Source organism: Actinoplanes sp. GCM10030250 (assembly GCF_042666575.1).
GTDB lineage: Bacteria > Actinomycetota > Actinomycetes > Mycobacteriales > Micromonosporaceae > Actinoplanes.
In genome coordinates this window covers 512,510-528,120 of record NZ_JBHTDO010000002.1, presented here as the reverse complement: position 1 = coordinate 528,120, position 15,611 = coordinate 512,510, and the positions used below count along the sequence as shown (strand labels likewise).

The following is a 15,611-nucleotide window of genomic DNA, read 5'->3' as shown; positions in this document are numbered from 1 at the left end:
GGCCGTTCCCGCGTGGCAGGATGCGAGTCATGACCGGGACCTTGATCACCGTCGCCCCGACCGGCGCGGAGAGCAGCAAGGCGGACGTGCCGGCTCTGCCAGTGACCCTGGACGAGCTGGTGACGACCGCGAAGGAGTGCGAGGCGCTCGGCGCCTCGATCATTCACGTACACATCCGGGACGACGATGCCCGGCCCACCCTGGACCAGGGCCGGCTGCGGGCGACCGTCGCGGCCCTGCGCCAGTCCACCGGGCTGATCGTCCAGCTCTCGTCGGGCGGGGCGGTCACCGACCCGGAGGCCGACCGGCTCGCCGTGCTCGACGCCGGCCCGGAGATGGCTTCCTGCACGATGGGCACCGTCAACTTCGGCGACGGCGTGTTCCTGAACCGCTGGGAGTTCATCGTCGACCTGCACACCCGCATGCAGGAGCGCGGCATCGTGCCGGAGTACGAGATCTTCGACCTGGGCCAGCTCACCAGCCTTCAGCGGCTGCTCGGCAAGTACGGCCTGCCGTTCGGCGGTCACGTGCACGTCGACCTGGTGATGGGCGTACCGGGGGGGATGCCGGGCACCACGGCCGCGGTCGCCGCCTGTGAGCAGGTCATCCGCGACCTTCCGGAGGGCACCACCTTCTCCGCCACCGGGATCGGGCGCAGCACCCTGCCGGTGATGCTGGCGTCGCTGTCGGCGGGCGGGCACCTGCGGGTCGGTCTGGAGGACACTCTGACCTACGCGAAGGGCCGCCCGGTCGAGTCGAACATGCAGCTGGTCGCGCGTGCGGTCGGCTTCGCGCAGCTGGCGCAGCGCCCGCCGTACACGCCGTCTCAAGCTCGTGACGTGCTCGGAGTGCCGACTCCCTTCCAACCGCCCCACCCGCCGCTCAAGATCGGACTGAAGGCTCCGTGATTGTTGCTGAAGTCGTACGGTCCGGCTTTGTGGAAAGCGTCCACCACGGCATCGTCGCGGTCACCGGCAGACCGGGGGTCGGCGACGTGCACAGCCCGTTCTTCCCCCGGTCCTCCAGCAAGCCGTTGCAGACCGTCGGCCTGCTCGACTGTGGCCTGGAACCGCGGGAGGAGGCTGACCTGGCCCTGATCAGCGGCAGCCACGACGGTGACACGTTCCACGTGGAACGTGTCCGGGCCATGCTCGCCGCCGCCGGACTCGGGCCGGAGGCCCTGCTCTGCCCGGCGGACCTGCCGCTCGGCACCGCGCCGCGCAACTCCTGGCTGCGGGCGGGCGGCGACGCCGAGCCGATCCTGATGAACTGCTCCGGCAAGCACGCGGGCATGCTCGCCACCTGTGTGATCAACGGGTGGCCGCTCGACTCGTACCTCGACGCCAAGCACCCGTTGCAGCTGGCCCTCGCCGACGCGGTGGCCGCCCTGGCCGGCGAGCCGATCGCCGCGGTGGGTGTGGACGGCTGCGGTGCGCCGGTCCTCGCGATCTCCCCGCTCGCGCTGGCGAACTCCTTCCTCCGGCTGGTCGAGGCCGAGCCCGGTACCCCGCGGCGCCGGGTCGCCGACGCGATGCGGGCCCACCCCCAGCTGGTGGCCGGGACCGGCACCGACGACACCGTGCTGATGAACTCGGTGCCGGGGCTGCTGACGAAGAAGGGCGCCGACGGGGTCGCCGCGGCGGCGATCGCCGGCGTCGGTGCGGTGGCGATCAAGATTTCCGACGGCTCGGCGCGGGCCCGGACGCCGGTTCTGCTCGCCGCTCTGCGCGAGCTGGGCGTCGCGGTGCCGTCGATGGACGAGGTGGTCCTGGGTGGCGGGCGCCCCGTCGGCGAGGTCCGGGCTGTCCCCTACGGGTGACTCGTTTCACGCTAGCTGTTGCAAGCGTTTTGCTTGCAACAGCTAGCACTGCGCGCTAACTTCGAGTGCATGGCCACATCGAAGGACCTGCCGGAGGACATCGGAACGTTCATCCGAGACCTGCGGCAGACCGCGAAGATCTCGCTCCGGCAACTCGCCGACAAGGCGGGGGTGAGCAACCCCTACCTCAGCCAGATCGAGCGTGGCCTGCGCAAACCGAGCGCCGAGGTGCTGCAGCAGATTGCCAGTGCCTTACGAGTGTCGACGCCCGCGATGTACCTGCGGGCCGGACTGCTCGATGGCGAGGGCCAGCAGGGCGTGCTGGCCGCCATCGCGGTCGACCCGGAGCTCACGATCGCGCAGAAGCAGTCCCTGTCGCAGATCTACGAGACGTTCCGCAACGAGAACGCGCGCAACGCACCGCCGCCCGCCGAGCCCGCGGGCGACGCGCCCCGGACCACCGCTGAGGAGACGAAATGACTGAGCAGACCAACACCAAGATCCCCGCGCCCCTCTACGCCGCCGCCGGTGCCGGTGACCTGGCGTACGAGCAGCTCCGCAAGCTCCCCGCCGTGCTGACCCAGCTGAGCGACCGCGCCGCCGAGTCGCTGCGGGTCTACAACGAGCAGGCCGGCACCAAGGCCGCCGAGCTGCGTGACAAGGCCAACACCACCGACTTCGTGGCCCTCCGGGAGAACGCGGCGAGCGTCGCCACCTCCTTCGCCCAGATCGCCCAGGACCGCGCCATCGCCGCCTACACCTCGCTGGTGGCGCGCGGCGAGCGCGTCGTGGGCACCGGTGTGGTCGAGGCCGCCGACGTGGTGAACGCCGACATCGAGACCACCGAGCAGCCGCAGGCCGTCGAGGCCGCCGTCGCCGAGGCCAAGGCTGTCGAGGCCGCGCCGAAGCCGCGCAAGCGCGTCAAGCCGGTCACCGGCACGCCGAAGGCCGCCGAGTAAAGACACCGCCGAGTAAAGACACGGCTGGAACGACATGATCCGCGGGCCCCGGCGTTGCCGGGGCCCTCGGCATAGAATTCCCCGCATGGCCTCATCCGTGCCGATCTTCTACGACAACGTCGTCATCTCCATCAACATCTTCATCCTGCTCTTCTCGCTCGTCGTGCAGGCTGTGGCGTTGATTCACTGTTTGATCCAGAAGGGCCCGGGATTCCAGGCCCTCGGCACGCTGCCGAAGGGCGCGTGGGCCGCCATCATCGGCGTGTGCCTCCTTCTCACCGCCGTGACCAGGGGATACCTTCTGATCAGCATGATCGGCATCGCCGCGTCGCTGGTCTACCTGCTTGATGTCCGCCCCGGCCTGAAAGACATCTCGGACGGCAAGGGCTTCTGGTGAGCGTGTGCCGTTGAGGGGTCGCTTCGGGCCGCCCCCGCCGGACGGTGGGCCGCGCCTGCAGCGCGCGGATCGGACCGGCCCGCGGACCGGTCGCCCCACGTTGCCGGGTCCGGCAACCGAGTTGGTCACGCTTCCTTCTGGCGTACGGGTGGAGCAGCTCGTCACCGGCGCAGGACAGCCCGCAACCGTCTTCGCACACGGACTCGCAGGCGACATCTCCGGCACCCGTCCGCTGGGCAGCGGTGTCACCGGCCGCCGGGTGTTCTTCCACTTCCGCGGGCACGGGCGGTCCGACGCGCCGCCCGGGCCGTGGTCCTTCCAGGACCTGGCCACGGAGTTACGCGAGGTGGCGGACCTCGCGGGGGCGACACGTGCGCTCGGCGTGAGCATGGGGGCCGCGGCCCTCTGCCGGCTGCTCGCCGACTCGCCGGATCGGTTCTCCCGGGTCGTGCTCTATCTGCCCGCTCCGTTGGACGGGAGGCGTCCGGCGGCTTCGGTGGAACGGTTGGAGCGGTTGCTCGCGGCGGTGGAGTCCGGTGAGGCGGCGGTGATCGCCGAGGCGGTCGAGGCTGAGTTGCCGGCTGCGGTGCGGAACACGCCTGCTGGGTGGAGTTTTCTGCGGCAGCGGGTGGAGCAGTTGCAGCGGGACGGGCTGGCGCGTGAGATCGAGTCGGTCTGGGCTGGGCCGCCCTCCTCTTTTGCCGCTTTTGATCCCTTGGATCGTCTTCGGGCGTTTCGGGGAAGGGCGCTGGTGATCGGGTGTCTCGGTGACGAGGTGCATCCGGTCGCGTGGGCGGAGCGGCTGGCCGAGGTGCTGCCCGGTGCCGAGTTGGAGGTCTTCGACCGGCCCGCCGTCCTCTGGAACAACCGCCGCGAGTTGCGGGATCGAATCTCGTTTTTCCTGAATCAGTAACTTGCGGCGTTATGTCCGGAACCCGTAACTTTTCCGGTCCCCACGCGGTGTTCCAGACGTGCGATTGTCCCCTAAGTCCGTCTTTTTCGGTTTGGTAATCGTCGGGCTGCCGTTCGCGGTCGTAGCGGGCTGGGCCCTCGGCTCTCCCTCCACGTTCCCCACATCGCTCGGCGTCGCCGGTGACACCGACGGCACCGGCGGTCTCGGCGCAGCACCGCTCCGGACCACATCGACCCCCGGTTCCCCCGTCTCCCACAACGACGGCTACACGGCACGGCCACCACGGGCCACCGTGGCGCCGACCACGACACTCCCGGCCACCGTCACCCCCGCCGGGACGGTCACGACGACCGTCACGGTGATCGCCACGGTCACCGCCACCGGCACGACCTCGCCGCCACCCGTGCTGACCATGCCGCCGGTACCGACTCCCACGCAGATCATCGACACACCGCCGGTACCCACGCCGACCTCCGTGCCGCTCAGCGAATCGGCGGATCCGTCCACCGAGCCGTCGTCGGGAGAGTCGGGTTCCTGAGTTCGTGCCGGTGGCGTACTGGCCCTAAGCTCTCGGAACGTGAGCAGAGATCAGAGTGGGTCGTTGGCCACCGCGGCACGGCAGTTCGCCACCGGGGTCGGCCTGCTCGCCCGGGGGCTCGGGCTGGTCCTGCGCCATCCCCGGCTGCTGCTCCTCGGGCTGCTGCCCGCGCTGCTGGCCGGCATCCTCTACTCGATCGCCCTGATCATGCTGGTCCGCTTCCTGCCGGAGATCTCCGACCGGATCACCTGGTTCGCCGACGGCTGGACCGGCTGGATGCGCGAGACCGCCCAGGTGTTCGCCGGTGCGGGGGTCCTCGGACTGTCGGTGCTGCTCGGCGTACTGACCTTCACCGCTGTCACCCTGCTCATCGGCGACCCGTTCTACGAGAAGATCTCCGAGCTGGTCGAGGCCCGGTACGGCGGCGTCCCCGACGAGGTCGAAGTCGGCCTAATCCGCTCCCTGCGGCGCAGCCTCGCCGATTCGCTGCGGCTGATCGGCGTCTCGATCCTGATCGCCATCCCGCTCTTCCTGCTCGGCTTCCTCCCGTTCGTCGGCCAAACCGTGGTCCCGGTCGTCGGCGGCGCGGTCGGCGGCTGGCTGCTCGCCCTGGAGCTCACCGGTGTCCCGTTCCAGCGGCGCGGCCAGCGTCTGCGGCACCGCCGAGCCGTACTCGGCGCCCACAAGCCCCTGACGCTCGGCTTCGGCGCCGCGGTCTTCGCGACCTTCCTGATCCCGCTCGGCGCCATCCTTATGATGCCCGCCGCGATCGCCGGCGCGACGCTGCTGGCCCGCAAGGCACTCGGGAAGCCCACCGAGATCGTGTCGACTCCTTCCCTTTAGCCCTCCGAGCCCGTAGCGCCCGGCGTTCGGATCGCCCGGCGTTCGGAGTGCCCGGCGTTCGGAGTGCCCGGCGTTCGGAGTGCCCAGCTTCCGGCGCGTCCGGCGTCCCGCTGCGTTACCGGGTTGCGAGCGGGGGAGCTGCTGGCGGTGGCGGCGCGCTGAGGGGACGGTCAGGCGGAGGAGCGGACCACGAGCTCGGTCGGGAGCACGAGCGACGGGGCGAAATCCGGATCCCCGGCGATCAGGCGGAGCATCTGGCGGGCCATGGTGCGCCCCGCCTCCCCGATCGGCTGGCGCACAGTGGTCAAAGGCGGATCGCTGTACCGGCTGATCTCGAAGTCGTCGAAGCCGATCACCGCGACGTCCTCCGGCACCCGCCGGCCCGAGTCCCGCAGCGCCTGGAGCGCACCGTGCGCCATCAAATCGGACGCGGCGAAGACGGCGTCCAGTTCGGGGTCGCGTTCGAGCAGGTCGAGCATCGCGGCGATGCCGGACTCCCGGGTGAAGTCACCAGGGGCGACGAGCTGGGGAAGCCCCGCCTGGGTCAGCGAGCGGTGGTACCCGGACAGCCGCTCGATCCCGGCGACCATGTCCTGCGGGCCGGCGATCGTGGCGATCCGGCGGCGGCCGGAGGCGACCAGGTGGCGTACCGCCGCGGCCACCCCGCCGGCGTGGTCGACGTCCACGTAGGGCACCGGGGGTTCCGCCGTCATCGGGCGGCCGCTGCAGACCACCGGGATGCCGCGCCGGACCAGCAGCCCGGGCAGCGGGTCGGCGCCGTGGATCGAGGCGAACATGACGCCGTCGACGTGGCCGGCGACCGCGTACCGCTCGACCCGGTGGTGGCCGGCCTCCGAGCCGGTCATCATCAGGACGAGCTGCTTGTCGGCGGCTTCCAGCTCCATGCCGACCCCGCGGATGATCGCGGGGAAGAACAGGTCGTCGGAGAAGACCCGGTTGGCGGTCTCCGGCAGGATCAGGGCGATCGAGTCGGTCCGCTGGGTGACGAGGCTCCGGGCCGCCTGGTTCGGCACGTAACCGAGTTCGTCGACGGCCCGGTTGACGGCCTCGCGGATGGTGGCCGCGACCGTGGTGGACCCGTTGACGACGCGGGAGACGGTGGCCCGGGACACCCCGGCTCGCCGGGCAACCGCTTCCAGAGTCGGTCGTTCCCGCGTCGTCACAAACCGCTCCTCACCTCGTGTGAGCCCGGGCGCGACCGCGGACTGAAGAGGAGGGCCGGAATCAGTCTCACTCCAGGCCGTTACGCCGGATCACCTCTCGGTACCACTTCGCGCTGTCCTTGAGCACACGCTGCTGCGTCGTGTAGTCGACGTGCACGATACCGAAGCGCTTCCGGTAGCCCTCGGCCCATTCGAAGTTGTCCATCAGGGACCACGCGAAGTATCCCCGGAGGTCGACTCCGGCAGCCAGGGCGTCGTGGCAGGCGCGCAGGTGCCCGTCGATGTATTCGATGCGCCGCAGGTCGTGCACCTCACCACCCGCGTTGGGGCCGTCCGGGTACGCCGCGCCGTTCTCGGTGATCAGCAGCGGCGTGCCCGGGTAGTCCCGGTGCAGGCGGGTGAGCAGCCTGGTCAGCGCGGCCGGCTCGATCGGCCAGTTCATGTCGGTCACCGGGCCGACCGGGGGCCGGAACGCGATGCCGTCGCTGCCGGGGTAGTCGAGCGCACCGGGGTGGCCGGGTTTCGCCGACACGTACGACGGGTTGTAGAAGTTGACGCCGAGCACGTCGATCGGGGCGTTGATGATCGCCTCGTCGCCGTCGCGCAGATATGCCAAGTCGGTCAGCCGGGAGATGTGCGCGAGCACGTCGGCCGGGTAGTGGCCGCGCAGCAGCGGGTCCAGGAAGATCCGGTTGGCGAGGCCGTCGATCAGCCGGGCGGCGTCACGGTCGGCGGGACTCTCCGGGTCGAGCGGGGCGACCTCGCACGGGTTCAGCGTGATGCTGATGTTGCTGGCGCCGGCGGAGCGCAGCGCTCGGGTGGCCAGGCCGTGGCCGAGCAGCAGGTGGTGCACCGCCGCCAGGGCGGAGGCGGGGTTGCGGACGCCGGGCGCGTGGATGCCGGAGGCGTACCCCAGATAGGCGGAGCACCACGGCTCGTTCAGGGTGGTCCAGGTGCCGACCCGGTCGCCGAGGCGGGCGTGGACGATCTGGGCGTACTCGGCGAACGCCTCGGCGGTCTCCCGGTTGGCCCAGCCGCCCCGGTCCTCCAGGGTCTGCGGCAGGTCCCAGTGGTACAGGGTGACCACCGGGTCGATGCCCTTGCCGAGCAGCTCGTCGGTGAGGCGGTCGTAGAAGTCGAGGCCGCGGATGTTGACCGGCCCGGTGCCGTCGGGCTGGATCCGCGGCCAGGCGACCGAGAACCGGTACGAGGCCAGGCCCAGGTCGGCCATGATCGCGACGTCGTCGGCGTACCGGTGGTAGTGGTCGCACGCGACGTCGCCGGTGTGGCCGGCGTAGACCTTGCCCGGCGTGCGGCTGAAGGTGTCCCAGATGGACGGGCCGCGACCGTCCTCCCGCGCCGCGCCCTCGATCTGGTACGAGGCCGTGGCGGCGCCCCAGACGAATCCTTCGGGGAAGGTTATGCCCGTGGGGGCCGGCTGCGCCGACGTGGACGTGACGGTTGCCGTCATTCTTCACCGCTTCCTGCGTTTGATCAGAAACTTAACCGGTTCATCTTACGGGCTCATGGTGACGAGACAACGTCGTCAACCGTAATGATCAGCCAGTTCGCAGAGCTTGAACGAGGCGGGGGTCCCCTGTGAGCGCGAGTTGATCGGGGCGTTTGCGGCCCATCAGGGCCAGTTGGAGGTCGCTGGCGGTGCCGGTGGCCTTGGCGCGGGCGTGATGATCGTCGCTGTCGAGGATCGTGCCGGTGTCCAGCAGGGCGATCCCGGTGCCCCGCAACCGGACGAACCACTCGTGGGCGGCGTCCGTGCCGACCAGGTGGACCACGCCGTGCAGATCGGTCGGGCCGGAGCGCCGGCCGGCCGGCAGCCAGGTGTCCAGCACCTCGCTCACGCCGTCGGCGGCGAGCTTGGTCTCGATCGGGGTGGCCCGGCCGGCGGCGGACTCGGCGTCCCAGCGGTGCACCGAGATCTCGTGAGCCATCCGGCGGTGCCAGAAACCGGCCCGCTTCGGCTGCGGCGCCCAGTTCCACGCCGGGAAGTCCGGGTCGAGCGCCTCGAGGGTCTCGATCGTGCCGGTGAGCTCCCGGCGCAGGTTGTCCAGCGCCTCGGGCCACTCGGGTTGCTCGGCGGCCGGAATCTCCTCGCGGACCGGTGGCCGGTCGGTGACGCCGCGGGCGACCGTGGCGCGGACCCAGTGCAGCAGGCCTGTCACGTGGTGCGCCAGGCCGGCGACGGTCCAGTCCGGGCACGCGGGAACCGGCACGTCGGGGCCGGTCTCAGCGACCGCGTCCCACAGTGCCGGCCCGTCGGCGCGTAGCGCCGCAAGCCAGAAGTCCTTCGTCGCGTGCAACCTGTTCATCGCAGTCGTCTCCCGCATCGGCCGGACCGCCGGTGAGGTCCTTCCCTATCTGAGCTTAGGGTGAACGTCGTGCCCGACGCATTCGCCGATCAACTGACTGACACATCCCCGGCTCCGGATCGCTCCCTGGCGGCCTACACGACGCTACGCCTTGGCGGCCCGGCAGGCACGGTGACCACGGCGGTACATGCGGACGAAGCGGTCGCTACCATACGTAATTCCACCTTGAGCGGTCGTCCTGTGCTGGTCCTGGCCGGCGGCAGCAACGTCGTGGTGGGCGACGCCGGCTTTCCCGGCGAGGTCCTGGTGCTGCGCACCAGCGGGATCGAGGTCGTGGCGGAGGACGCCGCGAGCGTCCTGGTCCGGGTCGAGGCGGGCGAGCCCTGGGACACCTTCGTCGAGTACGCCGTGACGAACGGCTGGTCCGGTGTCGAGTGCCTGTCCGGCATTCCCGGCTCGGCCGGTGCCACCCCGATCCAGAACGTCGGTGCGTACGGCCAGGAGGTCGCGCACACCATCGAGACAGTGCGGGCGTACGACCGTGAGGCCGACCAGATCCGGACGATGTCCCCGGCGGAGTGCGGCTTCGGATACCGCTCCAGCGTGTTCAAGCACAGCGACCGCCACCTGGTTCTCTCCGTCGACTTCCGGCTCGCCCGCTCCGGCGACTCCGCACCCATCAGGTACGCGGAACTGGCCCGCGACCTCGGCGGCTCCGCCGGTGACCGGGTGCCCCTGCGGCAGGCCCGGGACACCGTGCTCAAACTGCGAGCGGGCAAGGGCATGGTGCTCGACCCGGAGGACCGGGACACCTGGTCGGTCGGGTCGTTCTTCACCAACCCGGTGGTCCCCGCCGAGTTCTTCGCGACCCTCGGCGAGATGCCGCACTGGCCGGGCGCCGACGGCACGGTGAAGATCCCGGCCGCCTGGCTGATCGAGCACGCCGGCTTCCCGAAGGGCTTCGCCGGCGCCGGCGTCGCGATCTCCACCAAGCACACCCTGGCGCTGACCAACCGGGGTGCGGGCACGACCGAGGCGCTGCTCGACCTGGCCCGCACCATCCGCGACGGCGTCCGCGACCGGTTCGGCGTCGAACTCCACCCGGAACCGGTCCTCATCAACTGCAGTCTTTAACGCCAGCCGAACACCTGGGTGTAATACGGAGTGCCGTCCGCCGCGTACGCGACACCGGCCCCGATCGACTTCGCACCGCAGTTGAGGATGTTGGCCCGGTGTCCCGGGCTCTCCATCCACGCGTCCACCACTTCGTTCGCGCTGCGATATCCCCACGCGATGTTCTCGCCGGCCGGCTGACGGTATCCGGCCGCACGGGTCCGGGTCACGAACGTCGAGCCGTCCCGCCACACGTGGCTGAACAGCCGCGTCCGGGCCATGTACCAGCTCTGCCGCAGCGATGCGGTGATCAGGTCGGGTTCCACCGACAGCTCCGGGCAGCCGGCCGCCTCGCGCCGCTCGTTGGTCAGCTGGACGACCTGCGAAATGATCGTGCGCGCGCGCAGCCGGGCGGCCGCGACGGCGGGTGGGACCGGTGCGGTGGGTGTCGGTGTCACTCGGGCGACCGGGGCCGTGGCCGGTGCCTGTGCGGCGGGCGCGGGCAGAACCGCCGGCGGTGGTACGCGCATCGGCCGGGGCGGGACCACCGGCCCGGAGGCGACCGCCGGGGCGGACAGGACGAGCAGAGTTGGCGTGGCGGCGAGCATGGCGACACGTCGTACCACCAGGTCGAACACGGGGCCTCCCGGATCGGAGAACGGACGCGGATCGTCCATCACGGCTATCGCACCCCGTTGTACGCGGCGTGTCACATCTTTCGCGGAAAGGGCGAAAAGGCTTGGCGGAAATGTCAGTCTGAGGGGCTGATTCGGTCAGGCCTTTCGGGCGCCGTTCGACCACCGGCTTGGGCAGATCCTCGTTGACCGGCTCTTGTGAGCGGCCCGGACGCTAAACTGTGACTGTCCGTAAATAGGCGGTGACATCACGCTATGGTGTTTTTGCGCCTTCGGATATTCCTCCGCCCGCGGTCGCGCGAGCGGTACCAGGCAGGACGCTGACTTCCGGAACACCGTCGTGTGACCGGTATTCGGCCGTGCCCGAACAGGGCGCGAGTGCGGTTAGGGGCAGGGTGAACAAACGATGAGTCGCCTTCTCGTGGTCGAGGACGACCCGGACATCGCACTTGCTCTCCGGTTGCTGTTCAGCCGGGCCGGTTACGAGGTGGCGCATGCCGCCGACGGCCGCTCCGGGCTGAAGGAGGCGTACGCCGAACACCCCGACCTGGTGGTGCTCGACGTCGGCCTGCCGGAGATGGACGGCTGGCAGGTGCTGGAGCGGTTACGTGACGTCTCCGACGTACCGGTGCTGGTGCTCACCGCGCACGGCCAGGAGGCCGAGAAGGTGCGTGGCCTGCGCGGCGGTGCCGACGACTACCTCACCAAGCCGTTCGCCAACAACGAGTTGCTGGCCCGGGTGGAGGCGCTGCTGCGGCGGTCCTCCAGCGGGCAGAACAGCTGGGCGAGCCAGATCTACGACGACGGCCTCGTCCATCTCGACCCGACCAAGCGCCGGGTCTACGTGAAGGGCGAGGAGAAGCGGCTGACTCCCACCGAGTTCCGCCTTCTCAACGCGCTGGTGCGGCATGCCGGCGCGGTACTCAGTCCGAACCAGCTGCTGACCCAGGCCTGGGACGACCCGACCGGCATCGGCCAGGAACGGGTCAAGTTCGCAGTGCTGCGGCTGCGCCGCAAGCTCGGATGGACAGACCCTGATGAATCACCGATCGAGTCCGTACGTGGATTCGGATACCGCTACCGCCGGCCGGGCGGAGAAGCCTGAATCCGCCGTACCGGTCGAGTCTTTCTCAGTTGACGCCCGCAATCGTCGATGAGGGCTGTGAAGCCGAGCAGGAGGTAGTAAGTCGTGGAAGACCTTGGCGAGATCGTCGGCGAATTCCTGATGGAGAGCCACGAGAACCTGGACCAGATCGACCGGGATCTCGTGATGCTCGAGCAGGAACCGGACTCGCGTGACCTGATCTCCCGTATCTTCCGGGCGATCCACACCATCAAGGGCACCAGCGGTTTCCTGGCGTTCAGTCGCCTGGAGAAGCTCGCCCACGCGGGTGAGTCGCTGCTGTCCCGGCTGCGTGACGGCGTTCAGCCGGTCACCCCGGAGACCATCACCGTCCTGCTCGTCTGCATCGACGGCGTCCGTTCGCTGCTCGCCTCGATCGAGGAGAACAGCACCGAGGGCGAAGTCGACATCGACAGCATGATCGTCAAGATCAATGCGCAGATGAACGCTCCGGCGGCCGCTCCGGCGGCCGCTCCGGCAGCGGCTCCGGCACCGGCAGCGGACGCCGCACCGGCGGCCGCCGCCGAGGCGGAAGCCCCGGTGCCCCTGGAGGAGACGCCGGCCCGGCAGGCGCCGGACCCGATCGCCGAGCAGCGCCAGCCGCTGGGACAGATCCTGGTGGACGCCGGTGCGGCCCAGCCCAGCGACGTGAGCTCGGCTCTCCAGCAGCAGCTCGAGGGTGACGATCGCAAGCTCGGCACCATCCTGCTGGACGAGGGCAAGGCGCAGCCGGCCGCGGTCAGCGAGGCACTGCAGTCGCAGGCGCCGAAGCGGAGCATCGCGGACAGCGCGATCCGTGTCGACGTCGACCTGCTGGACACCCTGCTGAACATGGTCGGCGAGCTGGTGCTCGCCCGTAACCAGCTGGTCCGCGGCGTGATGGAGATCGGTGACTCCGGTCTGGTCCGCAGCGCCCAGCGGCTCGGCATGATCACCAGTGAGCTGCAAGAGGGCATCATGAAGACCCGGATGCAGCCGATCGAGCACATCTGGTCGAAGCTGCCCCGAGTCGTCCGGGACCTGAGCAACTCCATGGGCAAGCAGGTCGCTCTGGTCATGCAGGGCAAGGAGACCGAGCTCGACCGCAGCCTGCTGGAGGCGGTCAAGGACCCGCTGACCCACCTGGTGCGCAACGCGGTCGACCACGGCATCGAGGACCCGGACCGCCGGGTCGCGGCGGGCAAGGGGCCGGAGGGCACGCTGACGCTGCGTGCGTACCACGAGGGTGGTCACGTCGCGGTCGAGGTCGCCGACGACGGCGCCGGCCTGAATGTCGAGCGGATCGCGCAGAAGGCGGTCGAGAAGGGGCTGCTGCGCGCCGAGCAGATCCCGAACATGGACAAGCGCGACATCATGGCGATGGTCTTCCAGCCCGGGTTCTCCACCGCGGCGAAGGTCACGAACGTCTCCGGCCGCGGCGTCGGCATGGACGTGGTCAAGACCAACATCGAGAACATCGGTGGCGCGGTCAGCGTCGACTCGACACCCGGCGAGGGTACGGTCTGGCGCCTCACGATCCCGCTGACTCTCGCGATCATCCAGGCACTCACCGTCGACTGCGGCGACCAGCGCTACGTGGTTCCCCAGGTCGCGGTCCTCGAGCTGGTCTTCATCGACGGTTCCAACACCAAGATCGAGTACGCCTCCGGCGCCCCGGTCTACCGCCTGCGCGGCAAGCTGCTCCCGCTGGTCCGCCTGGACCGGGCTCTCGGCCTGGAGGTCGGCGGCGACCAGGGTGTCTACATCATGGTGCTGCAGGCCGACGGCCGCCGGTTCGGCATGGTCGTGGACCGGGTGCTGAACACCGAAGAGGTCGTGGTCAAGGCCCTGAACACCAGGTTCAAGGACATCGGCCTGTACGCCGGCGCCACCATCCTCGGCGACGGCAAGGTCGGCCTGATCCTGGACGTGTCGTCCCTGGCGAGGCGGTCGCACCTGGCCGTCGACTCGGAGCGCGAGAACGTCGTCGCCAACTCGAAGGCCTCCGGCGGCGGAGGGATCCAGCGCCTGCTGGTCACCGCGGTCGGTGAGCGCCGGGTGGCGATCCCGCTGGACACTGTCACCCGGCTCGAGGAGTTCCCCCGGGACCGGATCGAGCACGCCGGCTCCCGCGAGGTGGTGCAGTACCGCGGTGAGATCCTGCCGCTGGTCCGGCTCTCACACCTGCTCGGTGCGTACGGCGAGGAGCTCGAGGGCGACACGGTCTCGGTGGTGGTCTACAGCGAGGGCGGACGCAGTGTCGCGCTGGTGGTGGACCGGATCGTCGACATCGCCGAGAACTCCACGACCGCACGGCGCGACGCGGAGGAGGACGGCCTGGTCGGCACGGCGGTGATCCAGCAACGGGTGACCGAGTTGCTCGACGTACGCCGGGCGATCCTCGCCGCCGACCCGAACTTCTACAGCGACGCGGCCGACGACATGCTGGTGGAGGCCTGACATGGCGAGCCGACAGTTCGCCACCTTCGAGGTGGACGGGCAGCTCTTCGGAGTCGAGGTGCACACCGTTCAGGAGGTGCTCTCGTACAACGAGTACACGCCGGTGCCGCTCGCGCCACCGGCCGTGGGTGGCCTGTTCAACCTGCGCGGCCAGGTGATCGCCGCGGTCGACCTGCGGGTCCAACTCGGGCTGGCCCGGCAGGCGCTGCAGGGGCCGGTCATGAACGTCATCCTGCGCGGGGACGGTGAACCGGTGAGCCTGCTGGTTGACAAGATCGGCGAGGTCGTGGACCTCGACGACGAGACGTTCGAGCCGCCGCCGGACACGCTGAGCGGGCCGACCAGAGAACTCGTGGTCGGCACGTTCAAGCTCGACGGACGGTTGATGCTGGCTCTCGACGTCAACCAGGCCGTCGACACGTACCGCGCCACCAACTGATGTACAGCCTGGTCAGCGCCCCCGTGCTGGGCTTCGACCTGACCCGCCTGGAGGGCGGGCCGGCCGCCGCCGAGGTGCTGCTGCGCGCCCTGCGACTGAACAAGGACGACCTGCCGCTGCTCGCCGAGCGGCTCCCGGACGAGGGTGCCCGGGCGCTGCTCTGGGTCGAGGTGGAGAGTGCCGCCCGCCGGATGCCGTCGCTCAAGGCGATGTCGAAGGACGACCCGGCCGGGAACCTCGCCCTGGTCGAGCGGGCCCCGATCGGCACTGTCGACTCCCTGCTCACCTGCATCCGCTACGACGTCATGTCCTGGACCTGGGAAGGCACCGGGCGCGCCGCCAAGCAGAGCGAGGACGCGGCCTCGGCCACGGCGCTGCTCTGTGACGCCGCGGTCGCCAGCTACCTGCGCGAGGTCCTGGACGAGGAGACCCGCCGCCGCCTCGGCGCCGGATGGGTCTCGGCGATACGCAAGCTGCCGTCCGGCGCACCGATCGACCTTGGCCCGCACCACTACACGGTGTCCGCCCTGCTCGACCGGCTGCGCACGCTGCGGCCGGAGGACCGCCAGCGGGTGACCTCCTCCGCCGACGACGCCCGCCGCAACACCGCGGGCTGGTCACCGGCCGTCCACTCGGCGTCCTGGGCGGCCTATCTCTCCGACCGGGTCCGTACCGCGGCAGCCGCACAGATGCTGCTGGTGCAGGCGGTGGACTCGGCCGGAATTCCGCTGGCCGACCGGGCCGGCGGTGTCTGGAACATGCTCAGCGGCGCCGTTCAGGCGCTGGTGGTACGCGACCTGCTGGACACCGCCACGGCTCACCGGCTGCTCGCGCCGGTCGTCGCGGCGCTCGGCCCGGCCTGGCTCGGTTGAAGGGAGTGGT

Annotated in this window: 16 protein-coding genes and 1 pseudogene; 13 read left to right on the top strand and 4 right to left on the bottom strand. The window is 70.1% G+C overall.

What is annotated here, in order from left to right; translation table 11 throughout:
- Positions 1-29: 29 nt before the first annotated feature.
- The 8 genes and pseudogenes from ACFQV6_RS05700 to ACFQV6_RS05665 all read left to right on the top strand — a co-directional run bounded on the left by ACFQV6_RS05700 (position 30) and on the right by ACFQV6_RS05665 (position 5,469).
- Entirely contained in the window at positions 30-908 is an 879-nt protein-coding gene (locus ACFQV6_RS05700) for a 3-keto-5-aminohexanoate cleavage protein (RefSeq protein ID WP_378026234.1), read from the top strand.
- Positions 905-1,819 carry an asparaginase gene (locus ACFQV6_RS05695; protein WP_378026233.1) on the top strand — a complete coding sequence of 305 codons (915 nt, stop codon included), beginning with the start codon at positions 905-907 and terminating at the stop codon, positions 1,817-1,819. The genes ACFQV6_RS05700 and ACFQV6_RS05695 overlap by 4 nt, the downstream gene beginning before the upstream one ends.
- A gap of 69 nt (positions 1,820-1,888) precedes the next feature.
- Positions 1,889-2,288, top strand: a pseudogene (locus tag ACFQV6_RS05690) (helix-turn-helix domain-containing protein); the annotation flags it as partial.
- Positions 2,289-2,295: 7 nt separating this feature from the next.
- Positions 2,296-2,778: a hypothetical protein gene (locus tag ACFQV6_RS05685; protein ID WP_378026232.1), complete on the top strand. Its 483-nt coding sequence runs from the start codon at positions 2,296-2,298 to the stop codon at positions 2,776-2,778.
- Between the two features lie 85 nt (positions 2,779-2,863).
- The gene (locus ACFQV6_RS05680) at positions 2,864-3,175 is read left to right on the top strand and encodes a DUF2516 family protein (protein ID WP_378026231.1); all 312 of its coding nucleotides are present in this window, start codon (positions 2,864-2,866) and stop codon (positions 3,173-3,175) included.
- Between the two features lie 10 nt (positions 3,176-3,185).
- Positions 3,186-4,088, top strand: coding sequence for an alpha/beta fold hydrolase (locus ACFQV6_RS05675; RefSeq protein ID WP_378026230.1), 903 nt, complete (start codon positions 3,186-3,188; stop codon positions 4,086-4,088).
- A 58-nt stretch (positions 4,089-4,146) separates the two neighbouring features.
- Positions 4,147-4,626 carry a hypothetical protein gene (locus ACFQV6_RS05670; RefSeq protein WP_378026229.1) on the top strand — a complete coding sequence of 160 codons (480 nt, stop codon included), beginning with the start codon at positions 4,147-4,149 and terminating at the stop codon, positions 4,624-4,626.
- A 39-nt stretch (positions 4,627-4,665) separates the two neighbouring features.
- Positions 4,666-5,469 (top strand): EI24 domain-containing protein, encoded by an 804-nt coding sequence (locus tag ACFQV6_RS05665; RefSeq protein WP_378026228.1) that lies wholly within the window; start codon positions 4,666-4,668, stop codon positions 5,467-5,469.
- 170 nt (positions 5,470-5,639) lie between these two features.
- On the opposite strand, the gene ACFQV6_RS05660 is transcribed toward ACFQV6_RS05665, so the two are convergent.
- From ACFQV6_RS05660 to ACFQV6_RS05650, 3 genes are all read right to left on the bottom strand, one after another.
- Positions 5,640-6,653 carry a LacI family DNA-binding transcriptional regulator gene (locus ACFQV6_RS05660; protein ID WP_378026227.1) on the bottom strand — a complete coding sequence of 338 codons (1,014 nt, stop codon included), beginning with the start codon at positions 6,651-6,653 and terminating at the stop codon, positions 5,640-5,642.
- Positions 6,654-6,720: 67 nt separating this feature from the next.
- Entirely contained in the window at positions 6,721-8,124 is a 1,404-nt protein-coding gene (locus tag ACFQV6_RS05655) for a GH1 family beta-glucosidase (protein ID WP_378026226.1), read from the bottom strand.
- A gap of 88 nt (positions 8,125-8,212) precedes the next feature.
- The gene (locus ACFQV6_RS05650; RefSeq protein WP_378026276.1) at positions 8,213-8,980 is read right to left on the bottom strand and encodes a maleylpyruvate isomerase family mycothiol-dependent enzyme; all 768 of its coding nucleotides are present in this window, start codon (positions 8,978-8,980) and stop codon (positions 8,213-8,215) included.
- 69 nt (positions 8,981-9,049) lie between these two features.
- On the opposite strand from ACFQV6_RS05650, the gene ACFQV6_RS05645 reads away from it, so the two are divergent.
- Entirely contained in the window at positions 9,050-10,114 is a 1,065-nt protein-coding gene (locus tag ACFQV6_RS05645; RefSeq protein ID WP_378026225.1) for a UDP-N-acetylmuramate dehydrogenase, read from the top strand.
- Here the strand turns inward: ACFQV6_RS05645 and ACFQV6_RS05640 are convergent.
- Entirely contained in the window at positions 10,111-10,770 is a 660-nt protein-coding gene (locus ACFQV6_RS05640; protein ID WP_378026224.1) for a CAP domain-containing protein, read from the bottom strand. The genes ACFQV6_RS05645 and ACFQV6_RS05640 overlap by 4 nt on opposite strands.
- A gap of 364 nt (positions 10,771-11,134) precedes the next feature.
- Between ACFQV6_RS05640 and ACFQV6_RS05635 the strand changes: the two genes are divergently transcribed.
- The 4 genes from ACFQV6_RS05635 (at position 11,135) to ACFQV6_RS05620 (ending at position 15,601) form a co-directional block, all read left to right on the top strand.
- Positions 11,135-11,833 carry a response regulator transcription factor gene (locus tag ACFQV6_RS05635; protein ID WP_378026223.1) on the top strand — a complete coding sequence of 233 codons (699 nt, stop codon included), beginning with the start codon at positions 11,135-11,137 and terminating at the stop codon, positions 11,831-11,833.
- Positions 11,834-11,917: 84 nt separating this feature from the next.
- Positions 11,918-14,290 carry a chemotaxis protein CheA gene (locus ACFQV6_RS05630; RefSeq protein ID WP_378026222.1) on the top strand — a complete coding sequence of 791 codons (2,373 nt, stop codon included), beginning with the start codon at positions 11,918-11,920 and terminating at the stop codon, positions 14,288-14,290.
- Between the two features lies 1 nt (position 14,291).
- On the top strand, positions 14,292-14,729 hold the full coding sequence (locus ACFQV6_RS05625) for a chemotaxis protein CheW (RefSeq protein WP_093619555.1): 438 nt from the start codon (positions 14,292-14,294) through the stop codon (positions 14,727-14,729).
- A complete protein-coding gene (locus tag ACFQV6_RS05620) occupies positions 14,729-15,601 on the top strand; it encodes a hypothetical protein (protein WP_378026221.1) in 873 nt (290 codons plus the stop codon). Before ACFQV6_RS05625 ends, ACFQV6_RS05620 begins: the two co-directional genes overlap by 1 nt.
- Positions 15,602-15,611 lie beyond the last annotated feature (10 nt).

Bases quoted from the DNA above. Each gene is read 5' to 3' on its own strand.
- ACFQV6_RS05700 (WP_378026234.1), top strand. From the start codon at position 30: ATGACCGGGACCTTGATCACCGTCGCCCCGACCGGCGCGGAGAGCAGC.
- ACFQV6_RS05685 (WP_378026232.1), top strand. From the start codon at position 2,296: ATGACTGAGCAGACCAACACCAAGATCCCCGCGCCCCTCTACGCCGCC.
- ACFQV6_RS05680 (WP_378026231.1), top strand. From the start codon at position 2,864: ATGGCCTCATCCGTGCCGATCTTCTACGACAACGTCGTCATCTCCATC.
- ACFQV6_RS05655 (WP_378026226.1), bottom strand. From the start codon at position 8,124: ATGACGGCAACCGTCACGTCCACGTCGGCGCAGCCGGCCCCCACGGGC.
- ACFQV6_RS05650 (WP_378026276.1), bottom strand. From the start codon at position 8,980: ATGAACAGGTTGCACGCGACGAAGGACTTCTGGCTTGCGGCGCTACGC.
- ACFQV6_RS05640 (WP_378026224.1), bottom strand. From the start codon at position 10,770: ATGGACGATCCGCGTCCGTTCTCCGATCCGGGAGGCCCCGTGTTCGAC.
- ACFQV6_RS05635 (WP_378026223.1), top strand. From the start codon at position 11,135: ATGAGTCGCCTTCTCGTGGTCGAGGACGACCCGGACATCGCACTTGCT.
- ACFQV6_RS05625 (WP_093619555.1), top strand. From the start codon at position 14,292: ATGGCGAGCCGACAGTTCGCCACCTTCGAGGTGGACGGGCAGCTCTTC.
- ACFQV6_RS05620 (WP_378026221.1), top strand. From the start codon at position 14,729: ATGTACAGCCTGGTCAGCGCCCCCGTGCTGGGCTTCGACCTGACCCGC.